General features: G+C 73.1%; 14 protein-coding genes and 1 pseudogene. 6 read left to right on the top strand and 9 right to left on the bottom strand.

Annotated elements, in window-relative coordinates; genetic code table 11:
- Nucleotides 1–2: 2 nt before the first annotated feature.
- Nucleotides 3–1,382, bottom strand: a complete 1,380-nt coding sequence (locus ACFC1F_RS27710; protein WP_376162293.1) for a serine hydrolase domain-containing protein — start codon at nt 1,380–1,382, stop codon at nt 3–5.
- Between the two features lie 404 nt (nt 1,383–1,786).
- On the opposite strand from ACFC1F_RS27710, the gene ACFC1F_RS27715 reads away from it, so the two are divergent.
- Entirely contained in the window at nt 1,787–3,238 is a 1,452-nt protein-coding gene (locus tag ACFC1F_RS27715; protein ID WP_376162351.1) for a B12-binding domain-containing radical SAM protein, read from the top strand.
- A complete protein-coding gene (locus ACFC1F_RS27720) occupies nt 3,219–5,195 on the top strand; it encodes a HEAT repeat domain-containing protein (protein ID WP_376162295.1) in 1,977 nt (658 codons plus the stop codon). The genes ACFC1F_RS27715 and ACFC1F_RS27720 overlap by 20 nt, the downstream gene beginning before the upstream one ends.
- 290 nt (nt 5,196–5,485) lie before the next feature.
- On the opposite strand, the gene ACFC1F_RS27725 is transcribed toward ACFC1F_RS27720, so the two are convergent.
- The 3 genes from ACFC1F_RS27725 to ACFC1F_RS27735 form a co-directional block, all read right to left on the bottom strand.
- Nucleotides 5,486–6,823, bottom strand: a complete 1,338-nt coding sequence (locus ACFC1F_RS27725; RefSeq protein ID WP_376162297.1) for a M1 family metallopeptidase — start codon at nt 6,821–6,823, stop codon at nt 5,486–5,488.
- A gap of 155 nt (nt 6,824–6,978) precedes the next feature.
- Complete coding sequence (locus tag ACFC1F_RS27730; RefSeq protein ID WP_376162299.1) at nt 6,979–11,013, bottom strand: Pls/PosA family non-ribosomal peptide synthetase; 4,035 nt, start codon at nt 11,011–11,013, stop codon at nt 6,979–6,981.
- A gap of 574 nt (nt 11,014–11,587) precedes the next feature.
- Nucleotides 11,588–12,814, bottom strand: a complete 1,227-nt coding sequence (locus tag ACFC1F_RS27735; RefSeq protein ID WP_376162301.1) for an FAD-dependent monooxygenase — start codon at nt 12,812–12,814, stop codon at nt 11,588–11,590.
- A gap of 87 nt (nt 12,815–12,901) precedes the next feature.
- Between ACFC1F_RS27735 and ACFC1F_RS27740 the strand changes: the two genes are divergently transcribed.
- Nucleotides 12,902–13,585, top strand: a complete 684-nt coding sequence (locus ACFC1F_RS27740; protein ID WP_376162303.1) for a TetR/AcrR family transcriptional regulator — start codon at nt 12,902–12,904, stop codon at nt 13,583–13,585.
- Between the two features lie 500 nt (nt 13,586–14,085).
- Here ACFC1F_RS27740 and ACFC1F_RS27745 read toward each other — a convergent pair whose 3' ends face one another.
- Complete coding sequence (locus ACFC1F_RS27745) at nt 14,086–14,697, bottom strand: DUF6368 family protein (RefSeq protein ID WP_376162305.1); 612 nt, start codon at nt 14,695–14,697, stop codon at nt 14,086–14,088.
- 349 nt (nt 14,698–15,046) lie between these two features.
- Between ACFC1F_RS27745 and ACFC1F_RS27750 the strand changes: the two are divergent.
- Nucleotides 15,047–15,184, top strand: a pseudogene (locus tag ACFC1F_RS27750) (IS256 family transposase); the annotation flags it as partial.
- Between the two features lie 42 nt (nt 15,185–15,226).
- Nucleotides 15,227–16,210 (top strand): GNAT family N-acetyltransferase, encoded by a 984-nt coding sequence (locus ACFC1F_RS27755; protein ID WP_376162307.1) that lies wholly within the window; start codon nt 15,227–15,229, stop codon nt 16,208–16,210.
- A gap of 302 nt (nt 16,211–16,512) precedes the next feature.
- On the opposite strand, the gene ACFC1F_RS27760 is transcribed toward ACFC1F_RS27755, so the two are convergent.
- From ACFC1F_RS27760 to ACFC1F_RS27770, 3 genes are all read right to left on the bottom strand, one after another.
- A complete protein-coding gene (locus tag ACFC1F_RS27760; protein ID WP_376162308.1) occupies nt 16,513–17,052 on the bottom strand; it encodes a transposase in 540 nt (179 codons plus the stop codon).
- Nucleotides 17,053–17,423: 371 nt separating this feature from the next.
- Nucleotides 17,424–17,927, bottom strand: coding sequence for a GNAT family N-acetyltransferase (locus tag ACFC1F_RS27765; protein ID WP_376162310.1), 504 nt, complete (start codon nt 17,925–17,927; stop codon nt 17,424–17,426).
- A gap of 263 nt (nt 17,928–18,190) precedes the next feature.
- Entirely contained in the window at nt 18,191–18,679 is a 489-nt protein-coding gene (locus ACFC1F_RS27770) for a hypothetical protein (protein ID WP_376162312.1), read from the bottom strand.
- Here ACFC1F_RS27770 and ACFC1F_RS27775 point away from each other — a divergent pair.
- Nucleotides 18,666–18,869: a hypothetical protein gene (locus ACFC1F_RS27775; RefSeq protein ID WP_376162353.1), complete on the top strand. Its 204-nt coding sequence runs from the start codon at nt 18,666–18,668 to the stop codon at nt 18,867–18,869. The genes ACFC1F_RS27770 and ACFC1F_RS27775 overlap by 14 nt on opposite strands.
- A 26-nt stretch (nt 18,870–18,895) precedes the next feature.
- Here ACFC1F_RS27775 and ACFC1F_RS27780 read toward each other — a convergent pair whose 3' ends face one another.
- The gene (locus ACFC1F_RS27780) at nt 18,896–19,516 is read right to left on the bottom strand and encodes an SMI1/KNR4 family protein (protein WP_376162314.1); all 621 of its coding nucleotides are present in this window, start codon (nt 19,514–19,516) and stop codon (nt 18,896–18,898) included.
- Between the last annotated feature and the right edge of the window lie 5 nt (nt 19,517–19,521).

Here is a 19,521-nt window from a genome sequence, read left to right on the forward strand (position 1 = left end):
CCTCAGAAGGCCCGCCACCCCTGCGGGTCGACCCCGCCGGGCACGGCGTCGGCCGGTCCGTACGGCTCGCGGGTGAGGACGAAGGAGCCGAGGTCCAGGTGGCTCACCGAGCCGTCGGCGCGCCGCACCACCCGCAGCGTCTCGCCCGCGTAGTAGTTGTCCAGGCCCGTCCAGGAGCCGTCGGCCTCGGCGCGGAACCGGGAGCTGCGTGGGCTGTTGGTCAACGTGGCCAGCTCCAGCCCGCGGTCGGCCTTGAGCCGCAGGGTGTGCGCGGCGGCGCCCCAGTACCAGGGGCCGGTGAGCGCGAGCAGCTCCTCGTCGACGGAGGTCAGCGGGCGCCAGGGCTCGGGGATGCGGGGCTCGTGCTCAGCGGTGAGCGCGATGAGGTCCGCGGCGATCGGCGCGGAACTGGGATTGCTGGTCGCGTTGGAGAGCACGACGGCGGCCAGGCCGTCCGCCTCGCTGACCCAGAGCCCGGCGGTGAACCCCGGCATCGATCCGGTGTGCCCGTGGAGCACCCGGCCGTCGTGGCGCAGCAGTTGGAGGCCGAGCCCGTAGCCGCTGGTCCAGTCGGCGCCCTCCGGGCCGGTGGAGGCCTGCCGCATCTCGGCGAGGGTGCCGGTGGAGAGCACCTTGTCGTCCCCGCGGGCCAGGAAGGCGGCCCAGCGGGCGAGGTCGGCGGCGGTGGACCAGAGCTGCCCGGCCGGGCCCATCAGGCCGGTGTCGGTGGGCGGCTCCGGCAGCATGACGTCCGCCCAGGGGTGGACGGCGAAGCCTCCGGCGTGCGGGTGCTGGGGGAGCAGGGTGGTGCGGTCCATGCCGAGCGGTTCGAGGATCTCGCGGCGCAGCACCTCGCCCCAGGGTTCGCCGCGCAGTCGCTCGACCAGCGCGCCGAGCAGGGCGTAGCCGGGGTTGGAGTAGTGGTAGCGACGCCCGGCAGGGTGCTTCTGCTGGCGCTCGTCCTCCAGGAGGTCGGCGACGGCCGGGCGCAGCGCACCGTCGGTCCGCTCCCACCAGGGCGCGGGCGTCTCGGCGGCGAGGCCGGCCGAGTGGGCGAGCAGCTGGGCGATGGTGGCGTCGTCGGCCGGGGTGCCGGGCAGGTGACGTCCGAGCGGGTCGGCGAGGTCGAGCAGGCCCTCGTCGCGCAGCCGGAGCACGAGTACGGCGACGAAGGTCTTGGTGAGCGAGCCGATCCGGTACTGGACACCGGCGTCGGGGGCGTGTCCGTCGACCATGCTGCGGGCGCCGCTCCAGACCAGCCGGCCGTCCCGCACCACCGCGGCGACCAGCGAGGGCGTGCGGCCCTCGGCCTGCGCCACCGCGATCCGGTGCAGCAGGGCGCGGCGGGTGGTGGGGAGCAACTCGTCGTACTGGTCGGTCATCTGATCCTCTGCATCCGGTGAGACGGCTGAACGGGTGGGTCGAGCACGGGTCGGGTGACGGCGGCGGGGGAGCGGCGACGACACGGACGGTGCTCTCAACCTATTCTCGTGACCGGCCCCGCTCCACCGGTTTTGCCAGGCACTCCATCACGGCCGGTTCCTCAGGCCGAGCCACCGTCCTCCGCTGAGCCACCGTCCTCCGCCGAGCCGCCGAGCCGCCGAGCCGCCGAGCCGCCATCCTCCGCCGACCGCCGACCGCCGACCGCCGACCGCCGACCGCCGACCGCCGACCGCCGACCGCCGACCGCCGACCGCCGACCGCCGACCGCCGACCGCCGACCCGCCGGCACAGTGGCGGAACCGCCGGACGCCTGCGCGCGGTCTGGGCAGGCATGCGCGTGACGATGATCCTTCCCGCCCTGACGGAGGCGACCAGCCCGCTGTTCAGGCCGATCAAGTACTCCCTCTTCCCGCCGCTCGGCCTGGCCACGCTGGCCGGATACCTGAGCCCCGACGACGAGGTCGAGCTCCACGACGAGCACGTGGAGCGGATCGACCTCGAAACGCTGCCGACCCCCGACCTGCTGGTCGTCCAGCCCTACATCACCTCCGCCAGGCGCAGCTACGAGATCGCCGACCACTTCCGGGCCCGGGGCGTGCACGTGGCGATGGGCGGGCTGCACGTCACCTCGCTCCCCGACGAGGCCGCGGCGCACGCGGACACGGTGTTCACCGGCCCGGGCGAGGACACCTGGCCGCAGTTCCTCCAGGACTTCCGGGCAGGTCGGCCCCTGCGCCGCTACGACTCCCGGCTACGGACCCTCGCCGGACTCCCGCCGGTGCGGCGGGACCTGATCAAGCGCCACCGCTACCTCGTGCCCAACTCGATCGTGGTCTCGCGCGGCTGTCCGCACCACTGCGACTTCTGCTACAAGGACGCCTTCTTCGAAGGCGGCAAGTCGTTCTACACCCAGGCCGTCGACGACGCGCTCGCGGAGATCGACCGGCTCCCCGGCAAGCACCTCTACTTCCTCGACGACCACCTGCTGGGCAACCGGCGCTTCGCCGAGGCCCTGTTCGACGGGATGGCCGGGACGGGTCGGCTCTGGCAGGCGGCGGGTACGGTCGAGTCGGTGCTCAGGCCCGGTCTGCTGGAGCGGGCCGTGGACGCCGGGCTGCGCAGCCTGTTCGTCGGCTTCGAGACGGTCAACGACGCCAACCTCGCCGAGCGCAGGAAGAACCAGAACATCGGCCGCGACTACGCCGCCGTCGTCCGACGCCTCCACGACTCCGGGGTCATGGTCAACGCCAGCTTCGTCTTCGGCCTGGACCAGGACGGCCCGGACGTCTTCGACCGGACCGTGGAGTGGGCCGTCGAGCAGGGCATCGAGACGGCGACCTTCCACATCATGACGCCGTACCCGTCGACCGGCCTGTGGAAGCAGCTGGAGGCCGAGGACCGCATCGTCCACCGGGACTGGGACCTCTACGACACCCGGCACGTCGTTTACCGGCCGAAGGGAATGACGGCGCGCCGGCTGGAGGACGGCTACTGGCGGGCCTACCGCGACTTCTACCGCTGGTCGAACATCTGGCGCGGCTCCGCCGCCCAGCCGGGCCCGCACGAACGTCTGCGGCACCTCGCCTACGCCGGGGGCTGGAAGAAGTTCGAGCCGGCCTGGGACCTGCTGATCCGTTCCGGCCGGACCGTCGGCGCCCTGCCACTGCTGGAGAGGACGCTGGAGGCCTTCGGCGGCCACCGCCCGACCGGCGGGCGCCCGGTTGTCAGTGGGTCGGGGCAGACTGTCCGGGCAGGGACCACCGGAGAGGGCGGGCATGTTCGACACACTGCATGAGATCGACTGGGCGGCCCTCGGGCACGCCTACGGCCGCGCCGACGACGTGCCCGCGATGCTGCTCGGCCTGGCCTCCCCCGATCCGGGCGAGCGCGAGGAGGCGCTGGACGACCTGTACGGCGCCGTCCACCACCAGGGCGACGTCTGCGACGCCACCCTCGCGTGCCTGCCCTTCCTCTTCGAGCTGATCGCCGACCGGGCCCTGCCGGACCGCGGGCCGGTGGTCGAACTGCTCACCAGCATCGGCGAGGCCGGCCGCCACCTGGTCGACGAGCCGGAGGCGGAGAGCACGGACGAGTCCACCTGGCGGGCCCTCCTCACCCGGGGCCGGGAAGCGATGACCGCGCGCGCCGACGCCTTCACGCCCCTTCTCGCCGATTCCGATCCGGCTGTGCGCTGCGCCGCACCCGGCGCGCTCGCCCGCCTGCACGCCGACGGGCCCGCCACCCTCGCGCTGCTGCGCGAGCGGCTGCCGCACGAACCCGACACCGAGGTGCGGACCGCCCTCGCCACCGCGGCCGCGGCACTCGCCGGGCGATTCCCCGACCTCGCAGGGCCGGTCACCATCTGGCTCACCGCCCTGGCCGACGACCCGGACCAGCCCGCGGCCCTGCGCCTCGGCGCCTTCGCCCGGCGCGCCCGCCTCACCCCCGGCGCGCCGCCCGCCGACACCCTCCCCACCGCCGTCGGCCTGCTGCGCCGCATCCCCGCCGACCAGGACGGCCACGCGACCGACGTCGCCCTGCGGATCCTCCACCGCACCCTCGGCGACCGCCCCGCCGACCGGGCAGCGCTCTGCACCGAGCAGCTCACCGCAGCCGGTCCGGCGCCGCGCCGCGGCGGCTGCCGGGAGACCGGCCGGCTGCTCGGCGAGGTACGTGGCTCCTTCAGCGAGCTGGTCGCCCTGCTCGGCCGCCGGCTCGCCGACCCCGACCCGACCCTCGGCGAGGCCGTCCTTGCGGTTCTGCCGGACCTCTTCCGCCTCGCCGCCCCCGCCGCCGACGCCGTCGCCGACCGCCTGGCCACGGTCGCCGACCCCTGGGACGACACCCACCCCGACTCCGGGCCGGACGGTCGGCGCCTGGTCCAGACCCTCACCCGGCTCGGAGACCCGCGTGCCCTCCCGGCCCTGGCCGCCGCCCTCGACCGGCCCGTGCTCCCGCACGACCTCGGCTTCCTCGTCGCCGACCTCGGCCCCGCCGCCGCGCCGCTCGCCGTCCCGCTGCGCGAACGCCTCGCCGGCCTGCCGCTGGACGGCACCCCGCGCTTCGACCAGGCCGATCCCCTGCTCACCGCGCTGGGCGTGGTCGGCGACGCCGACGCCGTCCCCGCCGTCCTCCGCCTGCTGCGTGCCGCCCCGGCAGGCCCGTTGACCGACTCCGCCCTGCGCTCCCTTGCCAGGCTCGGCCCGGCCGCCGCCGAAGCCGCCCCCGAGTTGCGTACGCTGCTCGCCGCCCCGTGCTCGCCGCACGCCCTGCCCGCAGCCGCGGCCCTCTGGTCCGCCACCGGCGACACCGGCGCCGTCCTCCCGCTGCTCCTCGCCAAGGCCGCCGACCCAAGCCCCTGGGTCCGCCGCGATGCCGCCAAGGCCCTCGCCCCGATCGGCCCGGCCGCCGCCGACGCCGCCCCGGCCCTGCGCGCCATGCTCGCCGACCCCGAGGTCTGGGTGCGCGTCGACGGCGCCACCGCCCTCTGGCACACCGCCGCCGACGCCGAAGCCGTCCTCCCCGTCCTGACCGCCGCCTGGACGGAGAACGCCCACACCCGCGCCACCGCGGCCGCCTGCTTCACCGCGATGGGCCCGGCCGCCGCCGACGCCCTCCCCCTCGTCCGCACCGAACTCGCCACCACCCGCCGCCACAACGCCGGCTTCGGCAGCAGCCACGCGATCCACGACGACGAACTCCTCCTCACCACCTGCCGGTCGGCCGCGGAGGCGATACCGACCGCCGGCTGATCCGACTGTTCCGGTGTGCGGTGTGCGGTGTGCGGTGTGTGATGTGTGATGTCGCTGTCCAAAGGGGGCCCGCGCAGCTCTCGCCGTGGCCGACTGGTCAACCGGGCAGGCGGAGACCGCTCATCATCCCGGCGATCACCTCTGGCTCCCGCCCTGGATCGTGGAATCGGGACACCGGCCAGGCGCCCGGGAGGTGCACTGTCCGGTCGGTCCGCTCAGCCTTCCGGGCCTTCACGGACAGGACCCGCCGGGACGTGTTGTCGCCGACGGGTCCCAAGCTTCCCGAAGGGTCAGACGCCCGGTGCCGGGAACGGGGGCAGCTCGGGGCGGTCGAGCCAGGCCGTGAACAGGTCGTCCAACGGCCTGTCCGTGTAGCGGGCCGCGTGGGCCGTGAAGTCGGCGGTGGCGACGACGCCGTGCCGATTGAGCGTCGCCCAGTCCATGAGCAGGCGGAAGAAGGCCGGGTCGCCGACGGCGGTCCGCAGTGCGTGCACGGTGAGCCCGCCGCGCTGGTACAGCCGGTCGTCGAACATCAGCTTGCGGCCCGGGTCGCCCAGCCGGAGGTCCTGCGGGCTGTCGGACAGCAGGGCGTGGGCGATGGCCGCGTGCGAGGCGGCGGACGGTCCACCGGTCTGCTCGGACCAGAGCCACTCTGCGTACTTGGCCAAGCCCTCGTTGAGCCAGATGTGACTCCAGTCGGCGATCGACACGCTGTTGCCGAACCACTGGTGGGCCAGCTCGTGGGCGATCAGACGCTCGTTCCCCCAGCCGCCGCCGAGGTGGTTGGTGCCGAAGGTGGCGACGCCCTGCGCCTCCACCGGGACGTCCAGCTCCTCGTCGGCCACCACCACCGCGTACTCGCCGAACGGGTACGGGCCGAAGACGTCCTCGAAGTACACCATCATCTGCGGCTGCCGGGCGAAGTCCCTGGTGAACTCCGTGGCCAGCTGCTCCGGCACGTAGCCGGTCTGCCGGACGGCCGGGCGTTCGGCGAGCGCCACCGGCACGTAGTGGCCGATCGAGACGGTCACCAGGTAGGTCGAGGTCGGCGCGCTCTGCTCGTACACCCACGTCGTGCTGGACGCCCGGGTGGTTCGGGTGAGCATCCGGCCGCCGACGACCACCGTGTACGGGGAGGGCGTGGTGATCGCTATCTGGTAGGTCGCCTTGTCCGCCGGGCGGTCGTTGCACGGGAACCAGGAGGGCGCGCCGACGGGCTGGCTGGCGACCAGCGCGCCGTCGGTCAGCTCCTCCCAGCCGAGACCGCCCCAGGGGCTGCGGACCGGGCGCGGGTTCCCCGTGTAGTGCACCTCGACGGTGAACGCGGCCCCCGCCGCGAGTGCCTTGACCGGGCGGACCCGCAGCTTGCCCGCCCGGTGGGTGTAGCGGGCGGCCTTGCCGTCGACCAGGACCCGGCCGATCCGGAACTCGGCCAGGTCCAGCGCGAACTCGGGCAACGCGGTGACCGCGACGGCGCTGAGCCTGGCGGTGCCGCCGAGCCGGTTGGGCCCGGGCCGGTAGTCCAGGGCCAGTTCGTAGCGGTGGACCCGGTAGCGGTGGTCCCCGCTGTTCGGGAAGTACGGGTCGGGCGCGGCGGTGGGGGCCGCCGGGGCGTGCTGGTGGTTCACCGGACGGGATTTCACCGGGTCGTGCGCTCCCTGCGAGCTGGGGGACGGGGACGCGTCCAGGAGGGACGTGAGGGACGTGAGGGATGTCGTGGACGTGGCGGATGTGGAGGATGTGGCGGACGGGCGGGACGTGGGGACGGGGGAGGCCGGCCCGGTCACGACGTCGTCTGCCACGCCTCGATCGGGTTGCCCAGCCACCGCGTGTCCGCGGGAACGGACTCGGCGCGCATCACCAGCGAGGCCGGGCCCAGTGTGCTGCGCGCGCCCACCGTACTGCCGGGCAGCACGATGCCGCCCGGGCCCAGGGTGGCGCCCTCGCGGAGGATGACAGTATCCATCCGCATGATCCGGTCATGGAAGAGGTGGGTTTGCACCACACAGCCCCGGTTGATGCTCACCCCGTCCCCGAGGGTGACCAGGTCCGCCTCCGGCAGCCAGTAGCTCTCGCACCAGACGCCCCGCCCGACACCCGCGCCCAGCGCCCGCAGCCAGAGGTTGAGCACCGGGGTGCCCGGCACCGCGCCCACCAGCCACGGCACCGCGAGCACCTCGACGAAGGTGTCGGCCAGCTCGTTGCGCCAGACGAAACCGCTCCACAGCGGGTGCTCCACCGCTCGGAACCGCCCGACCAGCAGCCACTTCGCCGCCACCGCGACCAGGCAGGCCGCCACGCCCGCCGCCGCCAGCACCAGCCCGGAGAGCAAGGCCGCCGCCACCGGGGACCAGTCGGCCGCCAGCCAGGAGAGCGCCGCGAGCGTCAGTGCGCCGAGCGCGCCGGAGGCCAGTACCGGCAGCACCCGGGCCACCTCGACCAGCCCGCGCGCCCAGAGCAGCCGGGCCGGCGGCTCGTAGGTCAGGCTCTGGTCCGCCTTGTCCGCCGAACGCGGCAGCCGCATCGGGGGCATGCCCAGGTAGGACCCGCCCTTCTTGGCCTTCGCCGGGGTCGCCGACAGCACGCCCACCAGCCCCCGCTTGGGGACCGACCGGCCCGGCGCGGTCATCCCCGAGTTGCCGAGGAACGCCCGCTCGCCGACCTTCGCCTCGCCGAGCCGCACCCAGCCGCCGCCCAGCTCGTACGGGGCGATCAGGGTGTCGTCCGCCAGGAACGCGCCGTCCCCCACCGTGGTCAGGCTGGGCAGGGCCAGCACCGTGGACACCTCGGCGCCGCGGCCGACCTTCATCCCCAGCGCCCGCAGCCACAGCGGCGTCACCAGACCCGCGTACAGCGGGAAGAGGATCTCGCGCGCCTGGTCCATCAGCTGCGTCACCGTCCAGGCCTGCCAGCCGACCCGCCCGTGCAACGGGTGCGCCCCGGGCGTGAGCCCGATGCTGAGCAGCCGCACGGCCACGACCAGCTGCGCGGCGTACACCAGCCCGTACGCGAGGGTGGCCGGCAGCAGCCCGAGCAGGGCACCGCCGAGTGCGGCGCCGAGGCCCGTGCCGGGGTGGACGAAGCGGGCGAGCACGGTCAGACCGGCGAGCGCCGGAAGGACCGGCAGGAGGCTGAGCGCCGTGCCGCTGGCCCCGTAGAGCGCGGCCCAGCGGGCCCGGCGCGGCGGCCGCTCCTTGGGCCAGGCCCGCTCCGTCCGGCCCAGCTTGACGGCCGGCGCGCCGCCCCACCGCTGGCCGGTCGGCACCTGGCCGGTGACGCTGGAGCCGGGCACCACCTGGGCCTGCTTGCCGACCCGGGCCCCGGGCAGCAGCGTGGAGCGCGTCCCGACCACGGCGCCGGAGCCGACCTTGACCTGGCCGACCTCCAGCCGGTCGCCGTCCAGCCAGTAGCCACAGAGGTCGACCTCGGCCTCCACCGCGCAGCCCCGGCCCAGCTTGAGCATCCCGGTGACCGGCGGAAGCGAGTGGAGATCCACCTCGGGGCCGACCTTCGCGCCGAGCGCCCGCGCGTAGCGGACCAGCCACGCCCCGGAGAGCGCGGTCGCGCCGGTCACCTCGGCGAGCCGCTCGGCCGCCCAGACCCGCAGATGGGTGGAGCCGCCGCGCGGGTAGCTGCCCGGGCGCAGACCGCGCAGCAGCAGCCGGGCGCCGCCGGCCGCGACGGCCAGCCGGCCCGCCGGGGTGTAGAGCGCCAGCGCGCCCGCACCCACCGCCCACCAGGAGGCGGTCGGCGCCCACGGGTAGTCGCCGAGCCAGGTGAGCACGTTTCCGAGCGCCAGCAGCGCGACCGTCCAGCGCAGGCCGGCCACGGTGAACAGCGGGACCAGCAGGAGCAGCTGGAGCAGCTTGGCCCTGGTCGGCACCGGTGCGATCGTGCGGGTCTCGCCGCCGTCGGCCGCGCTGCGCTCCAGGTGCCGGGCGAGCTTGCGCAGGGTCGGCTGCTGGTAGATGTCCAGCACGGCGACGCTGGGGTAGCGGGTGCGCAGCAGGGTGGTGAGCCGGGCGGCCGCCAGGCTGCCGCCGCCGATGGCGAAGAAGTCCTCGCGCGGGCCGCTCACCGGTACGCCCAGGATCTCGGTCCACTGCTCGGCCAGCCAGGCCTCGGTGCCGTAGAGCTGTTCGGTGGGCCCGGCCGTTTCCAGGTCGGGCAACGGCCAGGGCAGCGCGTTGCGGTCGACCTTGCCGGAGGTGCGGGTGGGCAGCGAGTCGACCGGCGCGAGCAGCGGCACCAGCGCGGCGGGCAGCTCGGCGCGCAGCCGCTCGACGGCCTGCTCGCGGTCCCAGCCGTCCTTGGTCACCAGGTAGCCGACCAGCAGCTGGTTGCCGCCGCGTGCGGTGCGGACGGCCGCGGCCGCACCGGCCACGCCCGGCAGGGCCTGGAGGGCGGCGTCGACCTCGCCGAGTTCGATCCGGCGGCCGCCGAGCTTGATCTGCTCGTCGGCGCGGCCGAGGAAGAGCAGCCCGGCGGGGTCTGCCTCGACGAGGTCGCCGCTGCGGTAGGCGCGCTCCCAGCCGAGCGAGGGCAGCGGCGCGTACTTCTCGGCGTCCTTGACCGGGTCCAGGTAGCGGGCCAGGCCGACGCCGCCGATCACCAGCTGGCCGGTGCCGCCCGGCGCGACCGGCTCGCCGGCCTCGTCCACCACGGCGAGGTCCCAGCCGTCGAGCGGCAGGCCGATCCGGACCGGGCCGTCGCCGGTCAGCAGCGCCGCACAGGCCACCACGGTCGCCTCGGTCGGCCCGTAGGTGTTCCACACCTCACGGCCCTCGGTGACCAGCCGCTGCACCAGCTCGGGCGGGCAGGCCTCGCCGCCGAAGATCAGCAGCCGGACCTCGTTCAGCGCCTCCGCCGGCCAGAGCGCGGCCAGGGTGGGGACGGTGGAGACCACGGTGATCTCCTGCTCGGCCAGCCACGGCCCGAGGTCGGCGCCGCTGCGGACCTGCGAGCGCGGGACGGGCACCAGGCAGGCGCCGTAGCGCCAGGCCAGCCACATCTCCTCGCAGGACGCGTCGAAGGCGACGGAGAGGCCGGCCATCACGCGGTCGCCCGGACCGATCGGCTCCTCCTGGAGGAAGAGCGCGGCCTCGGCGTCGACGAATGCCGCGGCGTTGCGGTGGGTGACGGCGACGCCCTTGGGGCGGCCGGTGGAGCCCGAGGTGAAGATGATCCAGGCGTCGTCCGCGGCGGTCGGGCGGCCCGGTGCGGCGGCCTCCCGCGGCGCGCCGGTGAGGGCCAGGGCGCGCTTCGCGCCGAGGACGGCGGCGACGGCCGCCTCCTCGAAGACCAGCTGCGCGCGCTCGTCCGGGTCCTCGGCGTCGACCGGGACGTAGGCGGCGCCGGCGGCGAGCACGGCGAGGATCGAGACGTAGAGGTCGTTGGTGCCGGAGGGGACGCGGATGCCGACCCGGTCGCCCGTGCCGATCCCGGCGGCGGCCAGTCGGCGGCGAAGCTGCTCGACCTCGGCGGCGAGCGCCCGGTAGCTGAGCACGGTCTGCCCGTCGTCCAGGGCCGGTTCGCCGGGGTGGGCGCGGACGGTGGCGTCCAGGAGGTCGACCAGGGTGCGCGGGGCGGGGGCCGAGCGGCCGCGGAAGAGGGCCCGTCCCGGGGCGGCCGGCGCGCTGGGGGCGGTGGCGGCCGTCTGGCTGGGGGGCGCAGTGGCCGGCTCGCCCGGGGCGGGGGCGGCCGGCTCGCCCGGGGCAGGGGCGGCTGCCTCGCCCGGGGCCGAAGTGGCCGGCTCGCCCGGGGCGGGGGGCTGTGGGGCGTGTGGGGCCTGCTCGATGTAACTCGGTTCAGCTGTCATGGCCCGTGCGCTCCTCGTCCTCGCCCCTGTCCCGACGGTACTCGGCCCTTGGGGGCGGTGGGAGAACACGCCTGATCGGGTGACCCCACTCCGGGGCCGGAGCGGACAACCCGACCGATGGTAGCCCCGGGTGATGAACGGCGTACTGTCCGACACTCCACTCAACTCGCGCTCAACCGGCCGAACCTGACGTCCCGTCAGTCAATAACTGAGCTTCTGTGAGCCGATTGTGACGAACCGTCAGTCACTTTGACGGACCATCAGATGATTTTTCACGCCGTGATCCACGCCACACCGGAAAATGCTCCCTTCGGGTGGTGGACGGCAGGGCGGCCGCCGGATCGGCCGCCCTGCCACCCTTTCGGCCGCCGTGGTGACGATGGTGACGCCCGTTCCGGACCCTGTGCTGGACCCGTGTCGGATCCGGATCCAGTCGGACCGAGCCGGACCCGGGGCCGGAGCCGAGCCGGGACCGGAGCCGCGCCGGACTCGGACCGGCCCCTGGGTGGGCGCGGAACCGCTTCGCTGCTGGCTCCGGAACCGGGCCGTGGCGGGCCTCCGGGATGGGGTGGAGTCAGGGCCGGGTGGGTGCGGCGGCGATCCGAGGCGCGGTCCAGTCCGCGTGTCGCAGGACGGTGCGGATCATCGCGCCGGACGGGGCGAGGCGGATCGCCGTGTTGCGGGCGGCGACGGCCAGCGGGTGCGCGAGCTGCTGGCCCATCCGGCCGGCCCGCCGCGCGTCGCGGGCGACCGTCTGGCTGCGCGGGCGCCGCTCGGTGTCGTACCGGGTGAGGGCCGCCTCGACGGTCGGCTCCGAGCCGAGGGCGGAGGCAAGGGTCACCGCGTCCTCCAGTGCCTGGCAGGCACCCTGCCCGAGGTGGGGGGTCATGGCGTGAGCGGCGTCGCCGAGCAGTGCCACCCGGCCGGCCGTGTAGGAGGGGAGCGGGGTGGACAGCTCGTTGATGTCGTGGTGCAGGACGGCTTCCGGTCGGGTCGCGGCCAGGAGCGCCGGAATCGGCTCGTGCCAGTCGGCGAAGCGGCGCCGGAGCTCGGCCAGCGGGTTCGGGTAGCGCACCCCGGCAGGGGCGTTCAGCACCGCGTGCCACTCGGCCCGCCCGTCCGGGAAGGCGATGTGGCCGAACTCCGCGCCGTGCCCCCAGGTGAGCTCGAAGTCGGCGATCGGCTCGCCGGCCGGTCCCTCGACCGGCTGTGCGGTGATCGCCCGCAGTACCGTCGAGCCGCTGTAAGCAGGCCCGGGGTGACCGGGGAAGAGGTGCCGGCGCAGCCGGCTCCCGATCCCGTCGGCGGCCACCACCAGGTCGGCGTCGACCGCGGTGTCGCCGTACCGGACCCGGACGCGCGACGGCCGACGGGCGTCCGCGGGCCCCGCCGTCGTGTCCGGCTCCGTCTCCACTGCCGTGACCTCCGCGCCGATGACCAGCGACTCGGGCGGCAGTGCCTCGCGGAGGATCCGGTGCAGGTCGGCGCGGGGAATGCCGATGATCGGTGCGCCCAGCTCGCGTTCCAGCGCCCGGCCGTCCATCCGCGCCAGCCGGCGTCCGTCCGGGGTGCGGGTCCCGCCGGTGTACTGGCGGCGCGAGGCCATCTCCACCGCCTCACCGACGCCGAGGGCGGCGAGCGCCCGCAGGCCGTTGGCGGCCAGCGAGATGCCGGCGCCCGCGTCGTCCAGGACAGGCGCACGCTCGACCACCGTGACCTCCCACCCCGCCAGCCGGAGCCCGATCGCGGCCGCCAACCCGCCGATGCCGCCCCCGACCACCACTGCGCTGTTGCTGCTCATCCCCGGTCCCTCCCTGGGCTTCACGCCATCCTTCTACAGCTGTAGAAGGAGCGTACTCCCCTCTTACTACGGGTGTAGAAAGGGGGGATGCAGGAAGCTGGGGCACACGGGCAGGAGCAGTCGGACGGTCGCGGCGGGGGCGCGGGCGGGAGTGCGGGCGCGCCCGGGGCGCAGGCGCCCGGTACCGCACCGCGCGGCGCCGGTCGGCGCACCCTGTTGGCGGACGCGGCGATCGGCGTCCTCGCCGACGCGGGCGTACGCGGTCTGACCCACCGCGCGGTGGACGCTGCGGCCGGACTGCCGGCCGGTACGACGTCGGCCTACCTGCGCACCCGGCAGGCGCTGCTCACCGCGCTGGTCCGCCGCCTGGTCGAGCTCGACCAGGGCGAGCTCCAGGCCCTGGGCGAGCAGGTCGCGGTGCCGCGCTCGGCCGCCGAGCTGGCCGAGGGCATCGCCGTACTGACCGAACGCCGCCTGACCGGCGAGGGCCGGCGGCGGTCGCTCGCCCGCTACGCCTGCGCCGTGGAGAGCGTGCGCGACCCCGAACTGCGCGAGATCCTCGTCCCGCGCGAGAACGCGGGCCGCGCGGTCGTCCGTGCGTTCATCACCGCCCAGGGCGTGGCGGACCCGGAGGGGCGCACGACCACGCTGCTGGCCTGCATCGACGGGCTGGTCTTCGACCGGCTGGTCGGCGGCGGCCCGGTACGGGCCGACGAGATCGAGGGCCTCGTCGCGGCAGCCCTGCGCAGGCCGGATGCCGCCACCGGCTGACCCGGTCGCGTCCGCGAGCGGGTGGGCTTGTGGACGATCACGCAATTCCGCGGTCACGTTGTTCGGCTCTGGCGCGCGTTCCCCAAGCCACTGGAGAGACCAGCCGTCTCGCGCGGCATCCTGCCAGGCCGATGTATCGATGCCGAGGTGGTCGTACTCCCAGCGACGGGCCGTGTCGTGCCGCTCCCCACCCAGGGTCCAGTCGCGCCTCACCTGGTTTCGACGATCGTCCGGACTGCGGGGCGGAGAGTGCGCGGTGGAGCCGTGGCGGCGAGTGTGGCATGGGGAGGGCCTGGAGACCCGGCGCACGACAGGCCCGGCGAGTGTGCGGAGGTCGTCGACAGATCAGGTCGCCTGGGCGGAGGATGAGTTGGGCGTGGACCGGACGCCCAAAGCAGCCGGCGGAGCTGTGGAAGCAGGAGGTCTGGTCCAGAGGAGAAGCACCGCGGCGGCGGCTCGGAGTCCAACCTGACCAATCAAGACTGAGCGAGTGGCAAGCGCTACTTGACCAGGTGGAAGCCTGGATGCTGCAGCCACGCCGAAAGGAACTCCACATCACCGACGTGCCGGAACCACCGCCCGCCACCCCAGGTGTCGTACGAGACTCCCGCGACTCTTCCCGGGAGGGAGCCGACCAGCGCTCTCGCGCGTTCCAGAAGCGCCTCGTCGCCCGTGTCCTCACATGGGGTGGGGTAGCTCAGAAGGCCGTCGAAGTCGATCAGGGCGCCGAGGCGTTCGGCGAGCGCGAGTGTGAGATGACCGAGCACAAGGTGGTTCGTCGGGCCGGAGCAGCCGGCGCCGAGTATCAGCCCCTGCGCGGGTGGCTGCGAGAATGCGGAGTAGTCCTCGTCCACTGCCGGTAGCTCCTCGTCCTCGGACAGGAAGAACACACCGGCGCTGCTGGGTTCGAAGGCCGGGAGCCCCACGGCCGAACCGTCTCGCACCCAGAAGTCCAGGTCTCCGCGGAGCCTCGTCTCGACCGGCTCGCAGAAGCCCTCCAGCCACGGGACCACATCGTCCAGGACATCCCCGAACTCGCGCGGTTCGAAGAGCCACAGCCCCACTGCCGGTCCCGCCATGTCGCCCCCCGGAGAGTTCTGGCCCAGTGCCATCCGAACCCGGTTCTACCAGGCGCGGATGGCGACCGCTTGACCATTGATGAGACACGGCCTTGGCGTTGGCACCATTCGGATCGTCGTCGCCGCCGACTACGGCGGCGAACCCTGTTCCTGCGCTTCTGTCCAGGTCAAGGTGATCTCGGAGAAACGGCAGCAGCGTCGGCGGGGTCACCGGTGAGGGGCGGTGTCGTTCTGCTCGCGGCGATGGTCCGCAGGTCCACATGGCTGGAACGCAGCCGGCCCCGGCCCCCGTACCAAAAGCGAGTTGGGTCCCTTTGTGCGGCAGGTCAGGTCCGGAAGGGCCGTAGGAGGTCGATGATGCCGGAAGAGGGGTTGGCGGTTCATGGTCTTCAAGCTCCTCGAATCCGCCCAGGCCCGTTGGCGAGCCGTGAATGCACCCCACCTCGTTGCCCTGGTCCGCGTCGGGGACCGCTTCGAACGCGGCAAGCTCGTTGAACGGCCGCAGACGACCGCGGCGTGAATAGGGTGGCGGACCTGCCTCGAAGTTCGAGAACATCCGGTCATGTTGGATGGCACGGCAGGACAGGACCTTCCGGTCGGCTTCGGGTTCCGGCCGTATCGCGGCGACGAAGACCACGGCGCCATGGCCGCGGTGCGGCTGGGGTGTGCCGAACGGGACCGGGTCGATGCCCGTTCGATTGTGGAAGGGCTCCCGACAGCGGCAGAGATCGCCGAAGCTTCCGCCAAGTTGGAGGAGCCGTCCAAAAACCAGATCCTGGTGGTGTTCGACGGGAGCGTCGTCGGCTACTCGACGATCCGCTGGTGGCAAGAGCGGGACGATACGTGGCTGTACCTGCACCGCGGCTACCTCTTGCCCGAGCATCGCGGCCGGGGCATCGGCTCAGCCATGCTGAGCTGGGCCGAAGAGCGGATCCGCCAGCTCGTCAAGCAGCATGGAACGGCGCGGGCGGCAGTGATCGGCGCGAACGCCATGACCTCCGAGCAGGATGCCACGGCACTTCTGCGCGCGGCCGGCTACCGACGTGTCTTCAGCCTGGTCGAGCTGGAGCTGGGCGACCTGCAGCAGGTACCCGAACCGGGCAGCGAACTGCCGGCCGGGATACGGACAGGGCCGATCCGGACAAGCCACTACCGTGCAGCCTGGAGGACGGTCGTCGATTCGTATGCGGACACAGGCTTCGCTCAGAGATGGCCGTTCCAGGATTTCGTCGACACCGCCGACCCGGCATGCTGGAGGGCTGCCTGGAACGGGCAGGACATGGTCGGCGTCGCCCTCTGCTCCATCCGCCGTCACGACCACACCGTGGGCGAGGTGGAAGAGCTGAGTGTCCGGACGGACCAGCGACGTCTCGGAATCGGCCGGGCCCTGCTGCTGGACGGGCTGCGGAGCCTTCGCGAACAGGGCGCAACGACCGCCCGGCTGTTCACGGGCACGGCAAATCCGCACCGGTCCTACGACCTCTACGAGAGTGTGGGGTTCCGGCGGCAGAACGAGTACGTCCGCTACCGCAAGCCGCTTGCTTGATCGACCGGCCATCGGGCTGTCCGGTCATCCACAGGATTTGACAGTAGCTCCTTCTGACGCGACGCCGGCGAAGGTCGAGGGGCTGCGGTCGAAAGCCCGGCGCCTGGCGGAACGCGGGTGGCTCCTCCTGGAGACGTCGAGGGCGTTCAGTGTCGTCCGGCGGACCGTGGCCGTCCCGGACGCCGGCTCATCCGCGTGACCATCGACCACCGGATCATCGCCCCGCTGGTGGCGTCCAGGGCCTCGTAGTCCCGGGCCGAACGGCGGGAGTTCATCAACCACGCGAACGTGCGCTCTGCCACTCACAGCCTCGGCAGCACCACGAACCCTGCCATGTCGTCAGTGCGCTTGACGATCTCCAAGGTCAGGGCGAGTTTGTCCCGGCACCGGCCGGCGAGGGAGCCGGTGTAGCCGCCGTCGGCCCATACGAGGGTGATGTCGCGGTGCAGACGGCGTAGCCGCATCAGCAGGCCCGCCGCCGCGACGTCCCGGTCGTCGGTGTTCGCAGCCGTGACCGCGACGGCCGGGAGCAGGCCGAGGGTGTCGGTCACGATGTGCCGCTTGCGGCCCGGCACCTTCTTCCCTCCGTCGTGGCCGCGTGAGGCGGCCGGCACCGTCGTGGCGGCCCGCACCGACTGCGCGTCGGTGATCCCGGTTGTGGGCTCGGCCACGCGGCCCTCGCGCTCACGGACCGTCCCGCGCAGCCGGTCGTGGAACCCGGCGATCAGCCCGTGGTCGCGCCGGCGGCGGAGGAAGGCGTAGGCCCGGGCCCGTGCGGGGAAGTTCGCGGGCCGCGCCCGCCACGAGATCCCGCCCGCGACCAGATGGCGGATCGTGTCCAACAGCTGCCGGTGGCAGTAGCCCTCGGGTCGTCCACCCCGCCCTGGAACCAGGCCGGCACGGGCAGCAACGGCGGGACGGCCGCCCACTGCGCGTCCGTCATGTCCGACGGATACCGGCGCACCCGGTCTGGATGGTCGGCCGCGTTGCCGTACACGTGCGCGAGGCAGTCGCACAACACGGCGGGCGAGTTGAGGTCAACATGCTCGGGAACGTACAACACGGACAACAGGACCTCCGGGAACCGCTCGGGAATGGGATCGCACCCCGAGCCACCCGGAGGCCCTGCTTTCGCGCGCGAAACCGCCGCAGTCACCCGATCGAGACTCCCGTTCGGTCGACAGCCTTCGGGATCGGTACGGGAAACACCCACTTACTTGTCGGGATGCTCCGGCAGGGCGAGCCAGTCCGACCAGGAGATCTCGCGGCCGAGGAAGCGCGGTTGCTCGAACGGCCAGTCGGCGGCGATCCACTGCGGCACCAGCGCGTCGAAGGCCTGCTCGACCTTGCTGCCCACCAGCTCGTCCACCACCCACCAGGAGATCTCGCCGTCCGCGCCGGCCCTCTCCGGTGGGTCGATGTAGACACAGCCGAGCAGGGCCGTCTCCGCCGCGTCGAAAAGCGCGTAGTTGAAGGACTGGTGTGCGGCGATCTCCTTCTCGTGCCGCAACAGGTCGGTCTGGTCGGCCTCGTAGGTCATGGTGGCCGCGGGCCAGCCCCAGGCCGGGCCGAAGATGGTCCACAGCCGCTCGCGCGAACCCATCACAGCCGGATAGTCGAGCGGGGCGTCCGCCTCCCGGATCGGCCGCAGGTGATGGCCACCGCCCGGCAGCGGTACCAGGACGGGGTGGACGAAGTCATCGGGAAGCCAGCTCATGGCGCCCGACCGTAGCAGCGCACGGCCGTCCGCGCCCCTGGATTTTCCCGCATACCGCCAGGCCCTGCTCTCATGCCGGGCAGGGCCCGCGATCACCCGATCGAGACTCCCGTTCGATCGACGGACTCCATGATCGGTATGGCAACGGCTTCAAGCTGAGCGCGAGCGGTCCGAGGCCGACGTCCTCGGCGCGCAACCTGACCAGATCGCCTTCGAGCAGGGCTTCGTCTCCCGTGGCGGATGGGGTGCGGGCCGGGGCTGGATCAGGCGAAGAACTTCAACAGGACGGGAGCCAAGACGTCGGCGGCCACGTCGTGGGTCTGGCCCGCCAGCGTGATGTGCTCGGCCCCGGGGACGGCCGCAGCGACGGCGCGGGCAGGGGCGCGCAGCAGTTCGGGGCTGGCGCCGCCGTCGACGACCATCGTTGCGGCGGTGATCCGGGCGAGGGTGTCGACGGGGACCGTCGCACTCGTGCGGGCGTCCAGGGCCTCGGCGTCGTGCACCAGGGTGGGGGCCACAGCCTCGAACAGCGGCCACACCTGGGCGGTGCGCATCTGGTCGACCATCTCGGTCGGCATGCCGGCGAAGGTCATGAACCGTGCGACGACGTCACCGCGGCGGCCGTCGGCCACGGCCGGCGCCAGGTCCGCCGCGTACCGGGCGAAGTGCTCGCGCTTAGCGTCGTCGGTGCTGAACGACGGCTCGTAGACGGCGAGTCGGGTGATGCCGATGTCGCGGGTGGCGGCGCTCAAGCTCCCGCAGTGGATCAAGGCGGTCCGCGCCGACGACCTTCCCGGCCTCCACACCTTCGTCAACGGTCTCGAACGCGATCTCGCAGCCGTCACCGCCGGCCTGACACTGCCGTGGAGCTCCGGCGTCGTCGAAGGCCACGTCAACCGGATCATTCTGTGGAATCTGTGGTGTCAAGTTCCCCGCGCATGACGGCTGCTCAAGCCACCTTGCTCTGCTCAGCGGGGAAACATGTCGGCGTAGGGATCCGGTTCGTTGGTGAAGGGGTCCCGGCCGGCCTTCCATCGGACCTGCTGCTCGCGCCAGTGAACGAACCTTGGAGAGGTCTTGCCCCAGAGTGAGGAGTCGCTCAGGGGACACGCGACGAGGTCAGCGGTGAAGATCCGCAAGAGGAATCGGGTCATGCCGCAGTCGAACAGGGTCCAGCGTTCGGGGGTGTGCCGGCCCCAGACCAGGACCGGCCAGCGGTCGGGATTGGGGTCAGTGGTGAGCCAGCACAGGAGATCAGGTCCGGATGTCTGGCCCCAGGGGAGGATGTGAGCCGGGTCGAGGTCGGGGCGTCGTCGAGCCGGGGTGTGCTCCCACGTCGCGCGGGCGCCCGGGATCTCGTCCTCGATGGCACCGGGATCCCACTGGATACCGTCCTGATGCAAAGGGAGGAAGACATTGAGCAGGTCGTCGATGCCTCCACCACCGTAGATCGACATGAACGCCTTGTAGTCGCTGGGAAGCCGGCAGTCCAGCCGCTCCTCAACCGAGGACCAGTCCAGGGCCTCATCGATGCCGAAGGTCGGGGCCATGACCTGGGCCAGTGCTGCGATATCCGGATGCTCAGTCATGGGCC

This window comes from Kitasatospora sp. NPDC056181, assembly GCF_042266225.1.
GTDB lineage: Bacteria > Actinomycetota > Actinomycetes > Streptomycetales > Streptomycetaceae > Kitasatospora.

Coding starts and splice junctions, on each gene's coding strand:
- ACFC1F_RS27710 (WP_376162293.1), bottom strand. CDS start 1,382: ATGACCGACCAGTACGACGAGTTGCTCCCCACCACCCGCCGCGCCCTG.
- ACFC1F_RS27715 (WP_376162351.1), top strand. CDS start 1,787: ATGATCCTTCCCGCCCTGACGGAGGCGACCAGCCCGCTGTTCAGGCCG.
- ACFC1F_RS27720 (WP_376162295.1), top strand. CDS start 3,219: ATGTTCGACACACTGCATGAGATCGACTGGGCGGCCCTCGGGCACGCC.
- ACFC1F_RS27730 (WP_376162299.1), bottom strand. CDS start 11,013: ATGACAGCTGAACCGAGTTACATCGAGCAGGCCCCACACGCCCCACAG.
- ACFC1F_RS27735 (WP_376162301.1), bottom strand. CDS start 12,814: ATGAGCAGCAACAGCGCAGTGGTGGTCGGGGGCGGCATCGGCGGGTTG.
- ACFC1F_RS27740 (WP_376162303.1), top strand. CDS start 12,902: ATGCAGGAAGCTGGGGCACACGGGCAGGAGCAGTCGGACGGTCGCGGC.
- ACFC1F_RS27745 (WP_376162305.1), bottom strand. CDS start 14,697: ATGGCACTGGGCCAGAACTCTCCGGGGGGCGACATGGCGGGACCGGCA.
- ACFC1F_RS27755 (WP_376162307.1), top strand. CDS start 15,227: ATGTTGGATGGCACGGCAGGACAGGACCTTCCGGTCGGCTTCGGGTTC.
- ACFC1F_RS27765 (WP_376162310.1), bottom strand. CDS start 17,927: ATGAGCTGGCTTCCCGATGACTTCGTCCACCCCGTCCTGGTACCGCTG.
- ACFC1F_RS27780 (WP_376162314.1), bottom strand. CDS start 19,516: ATGACTGAGCATCCGGATATCGCAGCACTGGCCCAGGTCATGGCCCCG.